The organism is Sulfurospirillum sp. UCH001, assembly GCF_001548035.1.
GTDB lineage: Bacteria > Campylobacterota > Campylobacteria > Campylobacterales > Sulfurospirillaceae > Sulfurospirillum.
In genome coordinates, this window is the sequence record NZ_AP014723.1 from 711822 (window position 1) to 731502 (window position 19681).

At 39.3% G+C, this 19681-nt stretch carries 13 protein-coding genes; 6 read left to right on the forward strand and 7 right to left on the reverse strand.

Annotation, left to right across the window (positions count from 1 at the left end; genetic code table 11):
• Positions 1 to 64 precede the first annotated feature (64 nt).
• From UCH001_RS03595 to UCH001_RS03615, 5 genes are all read right to left on the reverse strand, one after another.
• Positions 65 to 499 carry a host attachment protein gene (locus tag UCH001_RS03595; protein ID WP_067174404.1) on the reverse strand — a complete coding sequence of 145 codons (435 nt, stop codon included), beginning with the start codon at positions 497 to 499 and terminating at the stop codon, positions 65 to 67.
• Between the two features lie 94 nt (positions 500 to 593).
• Complete coding sequence (locus UCH001_RS03600) at positions 594 to 1619, reverse strand: NADH:flavin oxidoreductase/NADH oxidase (protein WP_067174406.1); 1026 nt, start codon at positions 1617 to 1619, stop codon at positions 594 to 596.
• Positions 1620 to 1629: 10 nt separating this feature from the next.
• Positions 1630 to 3030, reverse strand: coding sequence for an efflux transporter outer membrane subunit (locus UCH001_RS03605; RefSeq protein ID WP_067174407.1), 1401 nt, complete (start codon positions 3028 to 3030; stop codon positions 1630 to 1632).
• The gene (locus tag UCH001_RS03610; RefSeq protein WP_067174410.1) at positions 3020 to 6148 is read right to left on the reverse strand and encodes an efflux RND transporter permease subunit; all 3129 of its coding nucleotides are present in this window, start codon (positions 6146 to 6148) and stop codon (positions 3020 to 3022) included. Before UCH001_RS03610 ends, UCH001_RS03605 begins: the two co-directional genes overlap by 11 nt.
• Positions 6148 to 7302 carry an efflux RND transporter periplasmic adaptor subunit gene (locus UCH001_RS03615; RefSeq protein ID WP_067174412.1) on the reverse strand — a complete coding sequence of 385 codons (1155 nt, stop codon included), beginning with the start codon at positions 7300 to 7302 and terminating at the stop codon, positions 6148 to 6150. Before UCH001_RS03615 ends, UCH001_RS03610 begins: the two co-directional genes overlap by 1 nt.
• A gap of 179 nt (positions 7303 to 7481) precedes the next feature.
• On the opposite strand from UCH001_RS03615, the gene UCH001_RS03620 reads away from it, so the two are divergent.
• The 4 genes from UCH001_RS03620 to dnaE all read left to right on the forward strand — a co-directional run bounded on the left by UCH001_RS03620 (position 7482) and on the right by dnaE (position 13869).
• Positions 7482 to 7877 carry a PAS domain-containing protein gene (locus UCH001_RS03620; RefSeq protein ID WP_067174413.1) on the forward strand — a complete coding sequence of 132 codons (396 nt, stop codon included), beginning with the start codon at positions 7482 to 7484 and terminating at the stop codon, positions 7875 to 7877.
• Positions 7878 to 9581, forward strand: coding sequence for a cache domain-containing protein (locus tag UCH001_RS03625; RefSeq protein WP_067174415.1), 1704 nt, complete (start codon positions 7878 to 7880; stop codon positions 9579 to 9581). It abuts the gene before it with no gap.
• A gap of 97 nt (positions 9582 to 9678) precedes the next feature.
• Positions 9679 to 10197, forward strand: a complete 519-nt coding sequence (locus UCH001_RS03630; RefSeq protein ID WP_145973103.1) for a hypothetical protein — start codon at positions 9679 to 9681, stop codon at positions 10195 to 10197.
• 126 nt (positions 10198 to 10323) lie between these two features.
• Positions 10324 to 13869, forward strand: coding sequence for a DNA polymerase III subunit alpha (gene dnaE / locus UCH001_RS03635; protein WP_067174418.1), 3546 nt, complete (start codon positions 10324 to 10326; stop codon positions 13867 to 13869).
• Positions 13870 to 13880: 11 nt separating this feature from the next.
• On the opposite strand, the gene UCH001_RS03640 is transcribed toward dnaE, so the two are convergent.
• Entirely contained in the window at positions 13881 to 14897 is a 1017-nt protein-coding gene (locus tag UCH001_RS03640; protein ID WP_067174421.1) for a PAS domain-containing sensor histidine kinase, read from the reverse strand.
• 68 nt (positions 14898 to 14965) lie between these two features.
• Here UCH001_RS03640 and UCH001_RS03645 point away from each other — a divergent pair, with 68 nt between their 5' ends.
• A complete protein-coding gene (locus UCH001_RS03645; RefSeq protein WP_082705740.1) occupies positions 14966 to 16234 on the forward strand; it encodes an aminotransferase class V-fold PLP-dependent enzyme in 1269 nt (422 codons plus the stop codon).
• 169 nt (positions 16235 to 16403) lie between these two features.
• A complete protein-coding gene (locus tag UCH001_RS03650; RefSeq protein WP_067174423.1) occupies positions 16404 to 18224 on the forward strand; it encodes a KUP/HAK/KT family potassium transporter in 1821 nt (606 codons plus the stop codon).
• A gap of 12 nt (positions 18225 to 18236) precedes the next feature.
• Here UCH001_RS03650 and UCH001_RS03655 read toward each other — a convergent pair whose 3' ends face one another.
• Positions 18237 to 19676 (reverse strand): TrkH family potassium uptake protein, encoded by a 1440-nt coding sequence (locus UCH001_RS03655; protein ID WP_067174425.1) that lies wholly within the window; start codon positions 19674 to 19676, stop codon positions 18237 to 18239.
• Positions 19677 to 19681: the final 5 nt, after the last annotated feature.

A 19681-nucleotide genomic window follows, 5' to 3' on the forward strand; every position in this document is an offset into this window, starting at 1 on the left:
ACATTGGTGTAGGTATCTTTTTTTTGGCATCAATGAATTTTATTTATCCATTGATGCCAAAAAACTACTTGTCAAAATGACCTAAAATTTCATCTGTTGGAGTTTTGGTCAAATCGAGTGCAAGATTTTGTGTAATGTTTTTTTGAAGAGCAGGGGAAAGTGCTTCAATGATTTTATGGTTGATTGATTTTGGTGCGGCAAAATAGCAGAGCTCATGTGGATACTTTTGCAAAGCTTCTGAAATTTGTTTAGAGAGTTCATGAAGGCGTTTTCGCTCTTCTTCTTCAGCCATATTATGATTTTCGCCACCACCTTGAACACCCCATGCTGTTTCACAATGCCCAAGCCGGTCGGAGAGTTTTTCACTTGGCTTTTGATGGATGTCTAGAGAATCACTGCTTAAAAGGCACTCGAGCGATTCTCTTTTCATAGGATCTGCTTTAACACGAAAGAGTTTAAAATGCTGTAAGTCAGCAACAATGACAAGTTTGGAAGACATGTTAACTCCTTTTTACGCGTTTGTAGCGCTAAGATAACTTATTATACTCCAAAGTTTTTCAAAAGATGTCACGTTTTTACAGTTATATAAAAGATTAAAAAGCCCTCAAATAGGATACTTCTATCAAATCTCGCAGTCCATGCTCTTTTGCTGCAAAAAAGACAAAGTTAGGATTTCGTAACAATTCTCTACCATAGGCAACAAGATCACAACCTCCATCACGCAGTAGCGCTTCGCCTTCGTGTGCTGTGGTAATTAATCCTACTGCAATGGTTGCTACATCAACCTCTTTACGAATGGTTTTTGCATAACCTGCTTGATAGAGTGGTGTAAGAGGAGGCATGATTTGTTTCTCTTGGTTGCCACCAGCAGAGACATGAATGAATGTAACGCCAAGCTCTTTGAGTTTAGAGGCAAGGTAAATACTCTGCGCAATGTCCCATCCTCCTTCAACCCATTCATCTGCAGAGATGCGAACACACAATGGTAAGCCTGTTGTTTGTATGAGTAAATGAGCAATTTCTAATGTAAGTGCACAACGATTTTCTAAGCTTCCACCATAAGCATCGTCTCTGGTGTTGGTTAGGGGTGACAAAAATTCACACAGCAAGTAACCATGTGCCGCATGTAACTCTAACATATCATATCCTGCTCGAGCCGCACGAAGTCCTGCTTGAACGAACTGGGTTTTAATCTGTGTGATTTCATCAAGAGATAAGGCGTGAGGAAGTTTAAATCCATTGGTTTGACTGTAAGCCATAGCACTTGGAGCTACTGGAGTTGTTTCTTTGCAGATACTCTTACGTCCAGCATGTGCGAGTTGTACCGCCATTTTTGCTCCGTATGCATGGCAGCTGGCAACTAACTTTTTATGTGCTTCTATGTGCGTGTCATCCCATAGTCCTAAGTCATTGTCCGAGATGCGACCACGAGGTTCTACGGCTGTTGCCTCAACGATAATAAGCCCTACACCACCTAATGCACGTGCCGTGTAATGGGTAAGATGAAAGTCTGTCATATTCCCATTGGTGTCTGCTTTATACATACACATAGGAGGCATAACCACCTTGTTTTTAAGGTGGATATACGTATGTTCGTAAGGACTTAACAGTAGGCTCATGGTCACTCCTTTATTTGGCAGTTATAAGATCAGTTTCTTTCCAACCTCCACCCAATGCTTTGAAAAGTTCAGCTTGAGAGGTAAGGAGGTACTGTTTAGTCGCAACCACATTTAAAGAAGCACTTAAAACACTTTTTTGAGCATCTAGAACTTCAAGTTGGTTGGCAACACCCTGATTGAAGCGTTTGGTAGAGAGATCAAGTACCTTTTGGTATGCTTTTAGCTCTTCTTCTTGGAATGCAAGTCTGCTTTTTGCAAGGTTTTCTTTTGCTAAGGTATCATGTACCTCTTTATAGGCTTTTTTCACACTTTGTTCGTAACTCACTAAAGAAGATTGCAAATCGGTCTCTGAGATAGAAACACGCTGTTTGATGCGTCCAAAATCAAAGATAGGCACACTGAGGCTTGGTCCAAAACTCCATCTGTTTGCGGTTGATTTGAGAATGTTGTTTAGGTCATCGCTTTGTTGACCATATGTGCCTGTCAAACTAATAGTTGGGAAATAGGCTGCTTTTTCAACACCAATGAGCGCATTTTTACTTTTGAGATTTTCCAATGCTTCTTTAATATCAGGGCGATTTTCCATCAGCGTAGAAGGAACACCCGCTGGAACTACAAGTACATTTGGAAGTGTCATATCTGCTGTTTGCATCTCAAAGAGTGCTTGAGGATTTTTTCCTAGCAAAATAGCAAGAGCACTTTGTTGAAGTTTGTAACTCTCCATCAAACTATTTTTAGAGGCTTGAACATTGTTGTATTGCGCAAGCGCTTGGTTAGCTAACACATCGCTGATGGTTCCCACTTTTTGCTGTTTAGCGCGAAATTCATAGCTTGCTTTATAAGCATTGGCACTTTGTTCTAAAATTGCCATACGTGCTTGCAAGGAAGCTAAGTTAAAATATGCACTGATAACATCGTGAATCAGGCTATTGCGTAGTGTCTCACGTGCTGCTTGTGTACCAAGATAGAGTGACCAGTTAGACTCACTCTGACTTGAGAGTCTTCCCCAAAAATCAATCTCATACGCCAAACTACCACCTAGGGCATAGTCAGAGTACTCTGCGCGTTTGTTTTTAGTACTAAATGCTTCATTGCTGGTTTGCTGGCGACTACCACTAGCATTAGCACTGAGAGTTGGCATCTCATTCGCCTCACTCAGCCCAAACGCTTGGCGCGCTTTAAGCACTTTAAGTGCTGAGAGTTTGAGGTCGTCACTACCAAGAAGTGCCTCATCCACAAGAGCATTGAGTTTTGGGTCATTAAACTGTTTCCACCACTCTTTGTTGACATTTAACGTCTCTTGTGTACTTTGTGGCGTCTCCATTTTAGGAACATTTAACTCAGGTTTCAGTGAACATCCACCCAAAAATAAAGCAGCAACCAGTGAGAGAAGGGTGATGTTACGAGACATGAGCAACTCCTTTTTTCGTAAACTTTTCTTTGGTTTTCATAATGAGATAGAAAAAGAGCGGCACAAAAAACGTACCGATCAAGGTTAATGTAACCATACCACCTACAACGGTTGTTCCGATGATATGACGGCTATTAGCACCCGCTCCTGTGCTAATTGCAAGTGGTAATGTTCCTGCGATAAATGCAAATGAGGTCATAACGATAGGACGGAAGCGAATACGTGCTCCCTCGATGGTTGCATCAATGAGGCTGTAACCTTCTTTGAGTTTGTGCATCGCAAATTCGACCATCAAAATGGCATTTTTAGAGGAAAGTCCAACAAGGGTGACAAGTCCTACTTGAAAGTAGATGTCATTTTGTAAGTCTCTAAAATAAACCGAAAGTGCTGCACCTAGAAGTGCAAATGGAACGGCTAGAACGATTGCAAAAGGAATCGTCCAGCTTTCATAAAGCGCTGCTAGAATCAAGAATACAAAGATAATAGCATAGATGAAAGCCGTGTTACCGCTTTTTTCTAAAAGCTTTTCTTGATACGACGTTCCCGCCCAAGCGATGGTATAACCATTTGGAAGAACACTTTTTGCCACCTCTTCAATGACACGAAGTGCATCACCCGAGCTGTATCCAGGACTTGGTTGACCTGAAATTTGTGCTGCTTGGAACATATTGAATTTTTGAATAATAGAAGGTCCTACGATACGCTTAATAGTCGCAAGTGAGCTGATAGGAATGAGCCTTCCTTCACTTGATTTGACAAAGACGTCATTGTAGTTTTCAGTTCCTTCTCTAAAGGTGCTATCACTTTGAACATTGACATGGTACGTACGACCAAAAAGGTTAAAGTCGTTGGTATAGGTATTACCAAAGGTGGCTTGAATGGTCGTGAAAATATCAGCGGTATCGACACCAAGTGATTTTGCTTTTTCGGTATCGACACTGATCAAGAACTGTGGAACATTCGTGTTAATGGTTGAACGCATTGCAGCAAGTTCTTTACGCTCAGCCGCTTTTGCTAAGATCTCTTTCACATAACCATCAAGTACTTGGATATTGCCACCTGTTCTATCTTGAACGTACATCTCAAAACCACCGGTAGTACTCATACCCATGATAGGAGGAGGCGTAACGGCGATAAGCATTGCCTCTTTATTCTGAGAGAGTCCGCCCATCATTTTAGCCGCAATGGCTTGCGACGTTTGATCTGCACGTGGTCTCTCGTCCCATGGATGAAGGCGAATGAAGCTAATACCCGAATCGGTTTTATACGCATTGATAATAAAATCAAGTCCAGACATAGCACCTACACGTGCAACATCAGGCTGGCTTAACGCAAAGTCACTGACTTCTTGGCTCACTTTTTGTGTACGATGAAGAGAAGCACCTGGCATAAGGTTGTTAATGACTAAAATCATACCTTTGTCTTCGTTGGGAACCAAACCTGTAGGAATGCGTGATGTGATGAGGAAAATCGCTGCAATCATAACACCGAAAATCGCAACATTCATCAATCCAAAGCGAATGGTTTTACGAACACCTGTTGAAAACAGTTGTGTTCCCACTTCAAAGAGTGCATTGAATTTTTGTATAAACCAAAAAGGCTCACTCTCATGTTTACGTAAAAGAAGCGCACACAACGCAGGTGTTAATGTTAATGCTACGATACCAGAAATGGTAACGGAGATAATAACGGTCATTGCAAACTGTTTATACATCATACCGCTAAAGCCACCCATGAAAGCAGCTGGAACGAATACAGCAGATAAAACCATTACGATGGCAATAACCGGATTGGTAATCTCACGCATCGCTTTAATGGTTGCATCTTTAACGCTAAGCTCTTCCTCTTCTCGAAGGATCCTCTCAACGTTTTCGATAACAACGATAGCATCATCAACAACCAGACCAATCGCTAAGGTAAGACCAAAGAGCGTGAGAAGGTTGATGGAAAAGCCTGCCGCATAAAAACCTGCAAACGTTCCAACGATGGAAACAGGGATGGCAAGTACAGGAATAAATGTTGCACGAAGATTACCCAAAAAGAGATAGATAATGCCTACAACAAGGGCAATTGAAAGGATGAGTGTAAAGATAACTTCATGGATAGATTCACGTACGAAAATGGTTGGATCGTACGCGGTATCGATTTCAAGATCACTTGGGAAGTTCGGTGAAATTTCAGCCAGTTTTTGTTCCAAAAGATCCGATACTTGAAGCGCATTGGCCCCAGATGCTAGGAAGATACCAATAGGAATCATCGGCTTGTTGTTAAAAATACCACCAAAATAGTATGACTCAACACCAAGCTCTACTTTTGCAACGTCTCTTAGTTTTAAAGAGGAGCCATCGGCATTGGATTTGATAATGATGTTGTCAAATTCGCTCGCGTTTTTAAGCCTTCCATCGGTTTTAACGGTATAAGTGTAGGTTGGCTGTTTATCCATCGGCTCTTGTCCGATTTGACCTGCGGCATACTGCTCATTTTGACTTTTAATGGCGTTAATGACTTCTGCAGTCGTGAGTTCATACGTTGCTAGTTTGTCAGGTTTTAACCAGACACGAATCGCATAGTTTTTGTTACCAAAAATGGTGACATCACCAATACCAGGAATACGTTTTAAATCATCAACAATGTTTACGAGTGCGTAGTTTGAGATGAACGTGGTGTCGTGTACATTGTTTTTAGATGTCAGTGTTAAAACTTTCAAGATATCAGGAGAGCGCTCTCTTGTTGAAACACCTTGTTTGCGTACCGCTTCTGGCAGTTTGTTTGTTGCAATTTGCACACGGTTATTGACATCCACTTTTGCTTGGGCAACATCGGTTCCAATTTGGAAATAGACATTGATGCTCACACTTCCACTAGGCGATGCTGTTGTAGTCATGTAAAGCATATTGCTTACACCGTTGATCTCTTCTTCAAGCGGTGCTGCAACGGTAGTCGCGATGGTAGCTGCATCTGCTCCTGGATAGGTTGCAGAAACGATGATTTGCGGTGGCGCAATACTAGGGTACTCTTGAACGGGGAGCGACTTAATCGCAATAACACCCGCCAAGATAATTACAATCGAAACAACGGTTGCAAATATTGGGCGGTTAATAAAAAACTTTGAAAACATTATTTAGCCTCTTCGTTGATCACTTTATCAACTTTAACAGGTGCGCCTGCTTTGATTCTAAAGAAGTTATTGACGACAACAACATCACCTTCTTTGAGCCCGTTTTCAATGACGTAGTCATTTTCACTTGCTTCGCCGACTTTAACTGGTTTGACAATGGCTTTGCCATCTTCAACAACAAAAACTACCGTTCCAAGAGGATTTTGAAGCACTGCTTTTTGAGGAACTTTGATGACATTTGTACGTGTAAGACCTACAAGATTGACTTTGACAAATTGGTTAGGGAGAAGCTCTTTCCCTTCATTTTTAAAGGTAGCTCTCGCTTTAAGTGAACCTGTTTTCGCGTTGAGTGAACTGTCCATAAAATCAACAACACCGACCTCTTTAAACTTTGCATCACCTACTTGAAGGCTCGCTTTTAGTTTCCCCTCTGTTGGGTTTGACCATTTGCCATTTTTGATGTTGTATTTTTGTTTCATCACATCAATGTCAGGAATAGAAAATTCTACGTGCAATGGTGTGATTTGTGTGATGTCAACCAATGCAGTACCATCGCTCACAAGTGCACCAACATCGACTTGTTTCAGACCTGTCATACCGCTCATTGTTGCTTTAATGGTTGTACGATCAAGGTTAATGGTCGCTGTTTGTAGAGAAGCTTTTGCACTCGCTAAAGAAGCTTTTGCACCTTCATACGTCCAGTATGCGCTGTCTTTTTCTTGCTCACTTGAAGCACCTGATTCATAAAGCGCTTTAATTCGTTCCCAATCTTTAGTCGCTTTTTGTAATTGGACATCAAGCGCATTTACGTTTGCTTTAGCAAGATTGAGGGCTGCTTCGTAGGTATCTGGCTCAATTTTGTAAAGCACATCACCCTCTTTGACGAAGTCACCTTCATTGAAGAACTTTTTCATCAAAATACCATTAGCTCTGGCTTTTATGGTAACACTTTGTGAGCTTATGGTTTTACCCGGGTATTGTAGGCTGAGAGCCTCTTCTTTAGCAGAAGCGATTTTATAAACATCGACTGCTGGAGCAGGAGCGTTTGTTGTTGCAGGTGAGGGCTGTTTTTTAGCCTCTTCAGCAGCATAGCTTTGCGCACCGAGCGCAAGACATGTAACGAAAAGAAAGATCTTTTTGTTGAGTAAAAACATCAGCATTCCTTGTGAAACTTTCCTCAATAACATTGCAAGGTTATGAAAGAAGTTATTTAATAAATGACTAAATTGTAACATAAGGAGATAAATATTGTGTTAATAGTAAAAATATTTAATCAGCTTTAAATCTAACTCACTTTATACTCAAACCAAAGATGGAATTTAAGGATACACGAATGCAAACCTTAGGTGATGAAATTTTACTGGATGATACCTCCTTATTGGTTTCCGAAACGGATGCAAAAGGGATTATTGTTTATGCCGATGAAACCTTTGTTAAATTTTCAGAATACGCCTTAGAAGAGCTTATAGGCAGACCGCATAATATGATTCGTCATCCTGATATGCCAAAAGCTGCTTTTAAAGAGTTATGGGCAACGGTAAAATCAGGCAATGTTTGGCAAGGATTTGTTAAAAATCGAACAAAAAATGGGAAATTTTATTGGGTGTATGCGACGGTTTTTCCTTTTGGCAAAGACCATTATCTCTCTGTTCGTAAAATGGCGAGCCGTGAAGAGGTGGAAAAATATTCAAAACTGTATGCCACAATGCGTGCAAGTGAGGGAAGATAAATGAAAGCATTAAGTATTCAATTTAAAGTAACCATGTTAGTGGTTATTTCCCTTGTATTAACAGCTGTTGTTTCGACATTAGTGGTTGCTTTTTTGATGCACAATGAAGCAACAGAGCGTTTAGAAGGCACACGCGCGGTGATGACACGTGAAAAAGTAGAAGCACTTTCTGATAAAGTAAAAATTGCTTACCATGTGGTGAACTCCTTTTATGAAGCATTGCAAAATGACGCTGATAAAACAGACCCGAGTGTGGTTAAAGCCTACCAAGAAAAAGCAAAAATAGCGATCAAAAAGCTTCGTTTTGGAGAAGATGGGTATTTTTGGATTAATGATTTTACCCCTAAAATGGTGATGCATCCTATAAAACCAGCTTTAGATGGGGCAGATTTGAGCCAATCAAAAGATCCAAAAGGCAAATTTTTATTTAATGAGATGGTGGACGTTGCTACTAAAAATGGCAAAGGCGTAGTCAATTATATGTGGGAAAAACCAGGGTTTGATACACCACAAGCCAAAATTTCGTTTGTAGAAGGGTTTAAGCCTTGGGGATGGATTATAGGCACAGGTGTGTATGCAGATGATATTGATGCACTCGTTGCTAAAGAGAAACAAAAACTTGATGATGCTTTGATCAATTTGATGATTCGCAACAGTATCATTCTTCTCATTGTAGTTGCTCTTTTCTCTTTCGTGTCACGTTATTTGAGTCAAAAACTCATTGGAAAAAGAATGGCAGATTTGAAGCGCTATGTTGAAGATTTTGGGCTTTATGTCACCAACAAAAAGAATTTAATTGATTATCGCCTAGACGATCATGCCGATGATGAAATAGGCTCAACAGTAAGCGTCATTGATAAAACATTTAAAGACTTCGAAAAGCTACGTTTGGATGATTTGCGTGTAGTGGGTGAAGTATTGATTATTTGTTCCAAAATGTCAAACGGTTATATGGAAAACAAGACCTCTTACGTCTCTTCAAATTTCCTTACCAATCGCCTCTCCTATGAAATTGATGCAATGATTGCTAAGGTCAATGAAGTGATGAATGCAACACTCTTATCTTTGAAAAATTTTCAAAACGGTGATTTTAGTAAGCCCATAACCATTTCAACAAGTGGCGAGCTTAAAGAATTGGTTGATGGCGTGAATGCGCTTGGTAGTTCTTTGGCCCAAACAATTGCTGAAAATGCAGAACAGAGTGCAATGATTCGTGAGAGTTCTAAACAACTTGCAAACTCAGTTGCAACCATCAAAAATGAACCACTCAGCGATCTTAATCGCATTGTTAAGAAAACAACAGCATCCATGCAAGAGATGGGTTCTATTCAACAGCATCTTGCCGAAACGTTGAGCACGCTTACGCAAAATGCTAAAGAGGCAAATGATATCTTAAATATGATCGGAGATATTGCGGATCAAACCAACTTGCTAGCGCTTAATGCTGCTATTGAAGCCGCTCGTGCGGGTGAGCATGGACGAGGTTTTGCAGTTGTTGCGGACAATATTCGTGAACTTGCCGATAAAACAAACCACTCTTTGACGCAAATTCAAGCTACTATTGGGGTAATTGTTGGTGGGATTGTGGATAGTTCTGCAAAAATGAGCCACAATGCAAAAGAGATGAACACGTTAACCAGTGATGTTGAAGAGATTCAAGAAAAGACAGGTGATATTCTTTCTATCATGAGTAAGCTCGGCTAATGCAAACGTTACATGTAATTTTTTTTACATGTAACGCCTCTTTCTTCTTAAAGACCTTCATATTTTTTTCCTCTATCCGATATAGCTTTGGGGGCACATGAAAACAGAAGGAGATGGTTCTATGAACACCATTAGCACATCGTATTCATCCCAAGTTTTGGTAGACCAAGGTACTACCAATAATAGTTCAAGTGTTGTAGCTTCTGCAACAAAAGAAGATAGTACAGCGAATGTAGGTAGTATTCCTGTTGATAGTGTTGAGATTTCTGATGAGGCAAAAGCTCTAGCTTCAAATGCTTCATCTTCAAGTTCATCAACATCATCAGAGAGTTCTAGTGAAAATAAAACTTCTGGTAATGCACAAAGCGGGGGCGCAAGTGCAGCTTCAGGAGCGAGTGATTCGTCATCTTCAAGTAGCAGTACGATTGAAGAACAAATAAAAGCTTTAGAGAAGAAAATTGCTGTGTTGGAAAAAGAAATTGCTGCAGAGCAACAGTTATCTAAAAACGATGAAGCACATGAAAAAAATCTTCAAATAAAACAAGCACTTCTTGCTACGTATCAGGCTCAACTCGCAGAGCTTGAACAAAAAGCAGCAGAGGCAACATCTGCCTAACAATCCCTTTGGCTTGGGTAAAAGCTTTACATGTCAATGTTACATGTAAAGCTTTTAAATGACTTCTTACACCCTCTTAAGCGCTCATTGGGTACAATCTGAAAAACTATATTGAACAGAGAATTTATGAGCGAAATACCTTACACACACTTACATTTACACACCGAATATTCACTTCTTGATGGCGCAAACAAGATAGGAAAGCTTGCTAAAAAACTCAAATCGCAAGGCGTGACTTCTGTTGCTATCACCGATCATGGCAATATGTTTGGTGCGATTGATTTTTATAAAACCATGCGTAAAGAAGGCATTAAGCCTATTATCGGAATGGAAGCATACATTCATAACCAAGATGACATTGGTGATAAGAGTACAAAACAACGATTTCACCTCTGTTTGTATGCAAAAAATGAGATAGGTTACAAAAATTTGATGTATCTCTCTTCTATGAGTTATATCAAAGGGTTTTACTACTATCCTCGTATCAACAAACAGCTTTTAAAAGAACATTCTGAAGGACTGATCTGCTCAGGTGCTTGTCTGCAAGGCGAAGTCAACTGGCATCTTAATCTTAATAATAAACGAAATGTCCAATTTGGAGCACGTGGTTATGAGAGAGCTAAAGAGATAGCGCTTGAATACAAAGAGATTTTTGGTGAAGATTTTTATCTAGAAATTATGCGTCATGGTATTACCGATCAGCATTTTATTGACGATGATATTTTGAAACTTGCTAAAGAGACCAACATTAAAATTATCGCAACCAACGATACGCATTATTTGGAGCAAGATAACGCCGAAGCGCATGAGGCATTTATGTGTATCGCGATGAATAAAGAGTTTGATGACCCAAATCGTCTGCGTCACTCCGTACATGAGTTTTATCTCAAATCTCCAGTTCAGATGAGTGACCTTTTTGCGGACATCCCTGAAGCGATTACCAACACCCAAGAGATTGTGGATAAGTGTAATTTAGAGATTAAACTAGGCGATCCAACCCCTCCAAAATTCAAGTTTATGAAAGAGTATGCGCAAAAAGAGGGACTTAGCTTCGAAAGTGATGATGACTTTTTTGCGTACCAGTGTCGCAAAGGTCTTGAAAAACGTCTAGTGCATATTGACACTAGCAAGCATGAAGAGTATAAAGCAAGACTAGAGAGAGAAATTGACATCATCTGTAAGATGAAATTCCCAGGCTATATGCTTATCGTTTGGGATTTTATCCGTGAAGCAAAAGAAAGAGGCGTTCCTGTAGGACCTGGAAGGGGTTCTGCTGCTGGTAGTCTGGTAGCATTTTCACTTTTCATCACCGACATTGACCCGATGCCGTACAACCTCCTTTTTGAGAGGTTCTTGAACCCTGAACGTATTAGTATGCCCGATATTGATATTGACTTTTGTCAAAGCAGACGTGGCGAAATCATCGACTATGTTGTTGAAAAATACGGCCGTTATAATGTGGCGCAAGTTATCACCTTTGGTAAGCTTTTAGCAAAGGGTGTTATTCGTGACGTTGCCCGTGTTTTGGCTATTCCTTATGCCGAAGCGGATGCGATGGCAAAACTCATTCCTGATGAGCTTGGCATTACGCTTAATGGAATTGGTGTAGAAGGAGAAGAGGGGTACAAACCAGGTGCGTACCAAAAAGAGCCAAAGCTTCGTGAACTCATCGAGAGCAGCCCTAAAATGCAGCGTGTCTGGAAGTTTGCGTTAGCTCTTGAAGGACTGAATCGAAACTCTGGTATGCATGCCGCGGGTGTGGTTATCAGTGATGAAGAGTTATGGCATAAAACACCACTCTATCAGCCTTCAGGCGAAGACCATTTAGTAACGCAGTATTCTCTGAATTACCTAGAAGATGTTGACTTAATCAAGTTCGACTTCTTGGGTCTTAAGACCCTCACGGTGATTGATAATGCACTGAAACTCATTAAATCTCGTTATAACACAGAGATCAACTTTAATACCTTAGATGTGAATGATCCTAAAGTCTATGAACTTATTCAAAGCGGTGATACAGTAGGCCTTTTCCAGATCGAATCGAGCGGTATGCAGTCTTTGAATGAGCGTTTAAAACCAACTACTTTTGAGGACTTAATTGCGGTTTTGGCATTGTATCGTCCAGGTCCGATGGAATCAGGAATGCTCGATGATTTTATTGACCGTAAAAATGGACGTAAAGAGATCAAATACTTTTTTGACGAGTTCACCGAACCTCTAAAACCAATCCTTGAACCAACCTATGGAGTTATCGTCTATCAAGAACAGGTTATGCAGATTGTTCAAAGTATTGGTGGGTTTAGTCTTGGTGAAGCGGATTTGATTCGTCGTGCGATGGGTAAGAAAAAAATCGACTACATGAAGCAAAAAGCCGAAGAATTTGCGGAAGGTGCAGTAAAACAGGGGTTAGATAAAGACCATGCAATCGAACTTTTTGGTTTGATTGAAAAGTTTGCGGGCTATGGTTTTAACAAATCCCACTCCGCAGCCTATGCAATGGTAACGTTTCAAACCGCGTATCTTAAATGTTACTATCCACAAGAGTTTATGGCGGCTCTTTTAACCTCAGAGCAAGACAATACCGACAAAATCGTTAAGTACATTGATGAGGTTAAACGCTTAGGCATTAAACTTTTACCGCCAAGTATTCAACACAGTTTGATTGAATTTAGCGCGATTACCGATAGCGATGGCGAAGAGGCGATTTTATTTGGTATGGGTGCGATTAAAGGTGTTGGAAATGCTGCCATCAGTAAAATCTTAGAAGCAAGAGCTGAAGCTCCGTTTGCTGATATTAGCGATTTTATTTCGCGAATAGATAGCTCAAAAGTCAATAAAAAAGTCCTAGAATCATTCATAAAATCGGGCAGTTTTGATGACTTTGGCTATACCAGACGCGCACTTTTGGAAAATATTGATAGCATTATTGAAGCAAGCGCTGAGTGCAGTCGTGCTAAAAAGATGGCTGAGTACTCGCTCTTTGGTGATATGGTAGAGATGACAACCGTTCAGGTGAGCATCGACAATATCCCTGAGTTTGATAACAAACGTATGCTTGAGCTTGAAAAAGAGACTATTGGTTTTTACATCTCAGGACATCCACTCGATGCCTTTAGGGCTGAAATTGACGAGATGAGCTATACGCTCTCCAGTGAAAAAGATCAAATTGAAGATGGAAGTAAAGCCTTATTTATCGGTAAAGTTGAAGGTATTACGGAGAAGATCAGCAAAAAAGGTAATAAGTTTGGAATTATTACGCTTATGGATTTCCATGGCAGTATGGAATTAACTGTCTTTGAAAAACAACTCGAATCTCTCTCTAAGATGGACCTTGAAAACCCTCTCTGTTTTAAAGTCGAAGTAACCAATGACGGGCAAAATACAAAAATGCGTGTCATGAAAATCATGGAGCTCAGCGAGGCTAAAAAAGAGAAGATTGAGACAAAAGTTATTGAAGTTCCGCTCGATCCAAAAGTTCTTTTGATTGATCTTAGTGATGATCCAACACAATTAGAGATTTTGTATCAAATCGTGCGTGAATGTTCAGGGCGAAGGCCTTTGCATTTAGTGATTACATCCAAACTCCAAGATGTTGTGATTGAAACAGGTTTTGGGGTGGACGATAGTATTGATGAGAAGATTGCAGAATTAGAGTATGTAAAGGTGATCTAACCTTTACATACCTATTTTGCGATTTTGATTTCAAAACCTTTAGGCTCTTCAAGCAGATTGATTTTGCCATTATGCGCTTGAATAATTTGCAGTGAAAGAGCCAACCCTAGCCCATTTCCTTTTGTTTTGGTTGTTTTAAAAGGCTCAAAAAGAATATTTTTATTTTCGATAGGTTTACCATCGTCTTTTACGTGTAAGATGACATATTCACTATCTTCCACAAATGAAATACTGACATTTCCACTCTCTTTTTCGCACTCTTCAATTGCGTCAATCGCATTGAAAATAAAGTTTTGAAGCACTAAGTTTAGAAGTTCAAAATCTGCTTTAATCTCAACGTGCGGTAAATCAAAATGAAAAGCAACTTCTTTTGTATAGGAGTAATGTGAAATAGCTTGTTCACACTCTTTAATTAAACGATCAAGATAGAAAAAACTAGGATTGATCTGTACGCTTTTTGTAAAAAGAAGCGTCGCTTTAATAATGCGTTCTACTCGCCAAATCGCTTTTTTGATCTCTGTGACAAGCGGCTTTACATTTGGGTCTACTTTTTTAAGAAGAGTAGATGCCAGCAGGGAAACAGAGCCTATAGGATTGCGGATTTCATGAGAGAGATGAGCAGCGACTTGCCCCATGGAAACAAGGCGTTCTTGACGTTTCCCCTCGGTAATATCTGTGGCTGTAATAATTTTTTTATCGCTTTTCGTGACACTTTTAATGAGGTAAGACCTACCTTCAAAATCGACTTCACTCTCTTCTTCAAGTGACAATCCTTCTAAGATGGAGCCAATTTTTTTAGCTTCGCTGTTTTGTAAAAAGATAGCGCCATCATTGTCAAAAACCCATAAAGCATTGGGTTGTACTTCAATAATTTGGCGAATAAAATCTTGCAATGCTGTATAGGATTCACCTAACTTTTTGTACTCATCTTCAATAACATAGGTTTGGTTAATCAGATCTTCCAAGCCCTGTTTAAACAGCTCTTTTTCTTTGGCACTGAGGCTGTTGAGCAACGTTTCATCAATCATTTTTGATTCCCATCATCTCTTTAAATGTTTATAAAGGGTATAATACCGAAAAATTTTTGGATAAAGTAGTGCAAGCGATACGCAAAAATATCATTAAAGATAAAAATATTCTCTATTTTGACTATACCGCATCAGGGCAGGGGTATAAGCCTATTGAAAAGCAAATGCTAGAGATACTTAAAACCTATGCAAATACCCATTCAGAGGTCTCTTCGAGTGCTGTTAAAACCAGCGAATATTATACAAAAGCGAGAGATGATTTACGCGTGGCCCTTGAGCTAGATGATAGTTTTTACATTTTCCCTTGTGGAACAGGTGCAACGGGTGCTATCAAAAAATTTCAAGAACTGATGGGAGTTTACATTCCCCCTCGTACGCTTAAACGCTACGGACATAAACCTGAAAACCTTCCCGTCGTTTTTGTTGGACCGTATGAGCATCATTCAAACGAACTGAGTTTTAGAGAAGGTTTATGTGAAGTGGTACGCATACCACTCGATAAAGAAGAAAAAATTGATATTGGCTTTTTAGAGAGTAAACTAGAAGCCTATAAAAACCGTGAGATTATCGCTTCTTTTTCCGTGGCATCAAATGTTACGGGCATTATGAGTGATTACAAAAGCATTTATAAACTCATTAAACGTTATAACGGTATTTTGTGCCTTGATGCGGCAGCGGCTTCACCTTATATTAACATTGATTGTAACTACTACGATGCTCTTTTCCTCTCTCCTCATAAGTTATTAGGTGGTGTTGGATCATGCGGTATATTGGTGATGAAAAAAGAGCTTTGTTGTGAGACAACACCAACGTTTGCAGGTGGTGGAACAGTAGGGTACGTTTCTAGAACATCTCATAATTTTTTAAGCGATATTGAACTTATTGAAGATGCAGGAACGCCTGCTATCTTGCAATTTATAAAAGCATCCCTTGCCTACAACCTTCGTAACGAAATAGGACTCGATAAAATTTATGCCATTGAAACAGAACTCAAGTTTTACTTTGGCTCGCGTATTCGTGCCATTGAAGGGGTGAAACTTTACTGTAAATATTCGCAAGATAAACTTCCTATCTTTTCACTCAATTTTGAAGGTATCAATCCTTATGATATTTCACAATACCTCTCTGAGCATTTTGGTATTCAAACCAGAGCAGGATGTAGCTGTGCAGGACCGTATGGACATGATCTTTTGCATTTAAAAGATGGACAAAGTTTTGATGAAAAACCAGGTTGGTTACGCATCTCTATTCATTATACGCACACTAAAAAAGAGATAGATAGGCTTTTAGAAGCAATTAAAAAAGCGGTAAAAGCGTTACGTAAATCTCATAATTAATCTACATTATGTAAGGTTTTGTGCATTCAAAAACCTTACATCCCTCTTTTCCTCTTTCTCTTTAAAAATACTATTTAGGATACTTTAATATTGTTAGCATTAGAATAACAGCTTGCACTTAAAAAAAAGAGCATAAAATGCTTCTCTGTGAAAAAGAGGTTAAGTCTGTATGACGTTAAAAGAACGCATTAAAAATGAAACGATGGTTGTCAAGGCGTTAGGTGTTGTCTATGGGGATATCGGGACAAGCCCCATCTATACCTTAGCGGTTATTTTTCTAATTGTTCCTCCACTACTGAGCAGTGTGTATGGCGTTTTATCATTTATTTTTTGGGCACTGATTATTATTGTCACCGTACAATACGCATGGTTGGCTACGAGCTTAAGTGAAAAGGGTGAAGGCGGTACGGTTGTACTTATTCAAATGTTAACACCTTGTCTAAAGAGCGCTAAGATGGTGACAATCGTTTCTATTTTAGGTTTTTTAGGCTTATCGTTAATGATTGGCGATGGTGTTATTACGCCTGCTATTAGTATCCTAAGTGCGGTGGAAGGTATACTCCTCATTCCTGCGTATGATGAGACACCTCAAGTAACGCTTTTAATTATGGCAAGTTTAATTGCTTTTGCTCTTTTTGCTGTTCAAAGAAAAGGCATTGAAAGAGTTGCTGCTGCTTTTGGTCCTATCATGGTGATATGGTTCATTAGTATCGGTTCAGTTGGACTGTGGTATGTTTTTAAAGACTTATCAATTTTTGCCGCAATGAATCCTATGTATGCAATCAATTTTACACTAGATCATCCTGCGATTGCATTTATTATTTTAGCCGACATTGTACTAGCAACAACAGGTGGTGAAGCACTCTATGCAGATATGGGGCATTTAGGGAGATTACCTATTGTCAAGGGATGGGTGTTTGCCTTTTGTGCGCTTGTTTTAACCTATTTTGGGCAAGGTGCCTTTGTTCTTACGCATCCAGATTCTGTAGGCAGTCCACTATTCGAGATGATGCATGAATTTGCGCCTTCATTGTATATCCCTTTCCTTATTTTGACAATTATGGCAACCGTTATTGCCTCACAAGCGATGATCAGCGGTATCTTCTCTGTGCTTTATCAAGCGATGATTACGCGTATTTTCCCTCACTTTAGAGTTCAATATACATCACGTGAACTTCACTCTCAAATCTATATCAGTTCTATTAACTGGTTCTTGTTTACCTGTGTAATCATTATGCTCTTTGTCTTTAAAGAATCAAGTAAACTTGCTGCGGCATACGGCTTGGCAGCATCGGGTGCGATGAGCATTACTGGTACTATGATTACTATCATTTTTGCGTACCGCAAAGCATGGATTAAAATGATTTTTTCATCCATTTCTGGTACGGCAAGCATAATCTTTTTTGCTTCGTGTTTGCTCAAAATCCCGCATGGTGGGTATTGGTCTTTGCTGATCGCCGCAGTGCCTTTAAGTTTTATCGTACTTTATACACAAGGGCAACAACGCCTTTACTCTTCGTTTCACTCCATCGATAAAGCCTCATTTTTAGAAAAATACAAACAACACTATTCGCAAGAGTCTCACATCGAAGGTACAGCTCTTTTCTTTGCACGAAAGGCAGAAAATATTCCTGCGTATATTCCAAAAACCATGTTTCAAAACGGTATCATCTATGAGCGCAATGTCATTGTTAAAGTAAAACCAACATATGAGCCTTTTGGTATTCGAAAAGAGTTTAGTTCTTTATGTGAAGGTTTAGATCTTTTGGTGATTCATGTAGGGTACATGGAAGTCTTCAATGTTGAAGAGATTCTTAAAGAGCAAGGTATTAATGAGAGAACGATTTTTTATGGTGATGAAGAAATCGTTTCAAAACATATAGCATGGAAACTTTATGCTTTTGTCAAAGATATGTCACCAAGTTTTGTAAGCTTCTACAACTTCCCGCAAGAAAAACTCATTGGTGTTTCGCGTCGTATTGAAATCTAAAACGGAAGAAGTTTAAAACTTCTTCCAAAAATTACGACTGAGCATCATAAAAACAGTATAACACTCCAATCGCCCTATAATCATTGCAAATGAGAGAATAATTTTATCGTACCATGAAAAAAAGGCATAGTTTTGAGAAGGGCCTGTGAGATTAAGTCCTGGCCCAATATTACCGATCATGGAAATAGAGGTACTAAAAGCGGTTAATAAATCAAAACCTCTGGCAAAAAGATACATGGTCACAAAAAAGGCTGTTAGAATAAATAACGCAAAAAAACCAAAGACAGAACTAATGATAGAACTTTTAATCTGCTTTCCATCCACAAAAATAGACGTAATCACATCGGGCTGAATGGTGCGTTTGATTTCTAAGGCAATATTTTTAAAAAAGAGCACATAACGAATCATCTTTATACCGCCTGCTGTTGAGCCAGCATTCGCACTCATGATCATAGCAAGGATAGCAATCATCATTGTGAATTGACCCCATTTTTCATAGTCCAATGAGGCAAAGCCTGTCGTTGAAGCAAGCGTCGCAACGGTAAAAAATGAGTGCATCAAAGAGTTGTAAAAAGAGTTTTCTGATGTGATGCTATGTTCTAGCGCCATTGCAAAAGCAAGAAAGAAAATGAGCCCGATGTACCATTTGTTTTCTTCCGTATTAAATGCTGCTTTATCGCCATTAAAAAAGCGAATATGTGCTAAAAAGTTGATACCAGAAATAACCATAAAGAAAGTCGTTGTCCAAACAACACCATCGCTAAAACCTGCTAGGGAAGTATTTTTAGTCGAAAAGCCACCTGTAGAGATAGTTGCAAAGGCATGGTTAATCGCATCGAACCAGTTCATACCAAAGAGCATTAAAAGAACAAAATTGGCAAGTGTGAACAAGATATACACTGCCCAAATACGATTTGCTGTATCTTTGATTTTTGGAGTGATTTTATCCATAGAAATACCAGTAGATTCAGCTTTGAAAAGACTGACAGAACCACTTGGATTGATCAACGGAAGCAGTCCAACTCCAAGCACGATGATCCCAATACCACCAATCCAATGCATCAGACTTCTATGAAAAAGAATGGATTTTGGAAGAATTTCTACATCGGTATAAACGCTTGCACCTGTTGTTGTAAAACCACTAATGGCTTCAAAAAAAGCGCCAGCTGGATCAATTTTGGTATAAAGAACCATGGGAATAGCACCACCTATACCCAAAAGAATCCAGATAAAATTAACAGAGATAATGCTCTCTTTTATACCTAAAACCATCTCATCATTTTGAAGAATTAAAAATGTTGAAAGATTCACAATAAAGAGTGCAAACATCACAACGGTATAGATAAAAACGTCTTCGTTGTGAAAAAAACCTACAATAGGAGGTATAAGCAGAAGAAAAAAGACAACTAATCCAACGGCTGAGACAAATTTTAAAATGCTTTTAATACTCATGGCGC

Bases quoted from the DNA above. Each gene is read 5' to 3' on its own strand.
- dnaE (WP_067174418.1), top strand. From the start codon at position 10,324: ATGAGCGAAATACCTTACACACACTTACATTTACACACCGAATATTCA.
- UCH001_RS03595 (WP_067174404.1), bottom strand. From the start codon at position 499: ATGTCTTCCAAACTTGTCATTGTTGCTGACTTACAGCATTTTAAACTC.
- UCH001_RS03625 (WP_067174415.1), top strand. From the start codon at position 7,878: ATGAAAGCATTAAGTATTCAATTTAAAGTAACCATGTTAGTGGTTATT.
- UCH001_RS03610 (WP_067174410.1), bottom strand. From the start codon at position 6,148: ATGTTTTCAAAGTTTTTTATTAACCGCCCAATATTTGCAACCGTTGTT.
- UCH001_RS03620 (WP_067174413.1), top strand. From the start codon at position 7,482: ATGCAAACCTTAGGTGATGAAATTTTACTGGATGATACCTCCTTATTG.
- UCH001_RS03650 (WP_067174423.1), top strand. From the start codon at position 16,404: ATGACGTTAAAAGAACGCATTAAAAATGAAACGATGGTTGTCAAGGCG.
- UCH001_RS03640 (WP_067174421.1), bottom strand. From the start codon at position 14,897: ATGATTGATGAAACGTTGCTCAACAGCCTCAGTGCCAAAGAAAAAGAG.
- UCH001_RS03615 (WP_067174412.1), bottom strand. From the start codon at position 7,302: ATGTTTTTACTCAACAAAAAGATCTTTCTTTTCGTTACATGTCTTGCG.
- UCH001_RS03630 (WP_145973103.1), top strand. From the start codon at position 9,679: ATGAAAACAGAAGGAGATGGTTCTATGAACACCATTAGCACATCGTAT.
- UCH001_RS03655 (WP_067174425.1), bottom strand. From the start codon at position 19,676: ATGAGTATTAAAAGCATTTTAAAATTTGTCTCAGCCGTTGGATTAGTT.
- UCH001_RS03605 (WP_067174407.1), bottom strand. From the start codon at position 3,030: ATGTCTCGTAACATCACCCTTCTCTCACTGGTTGCTGCTTTATTTTTG.
- UCH001_RS03600 (WP_067174406.1), bottom strand. From the start codon at position 1,619: ATGAGCCTACTGTTAAGTCCTTACGAACATACGTATATCCACCTTAAA.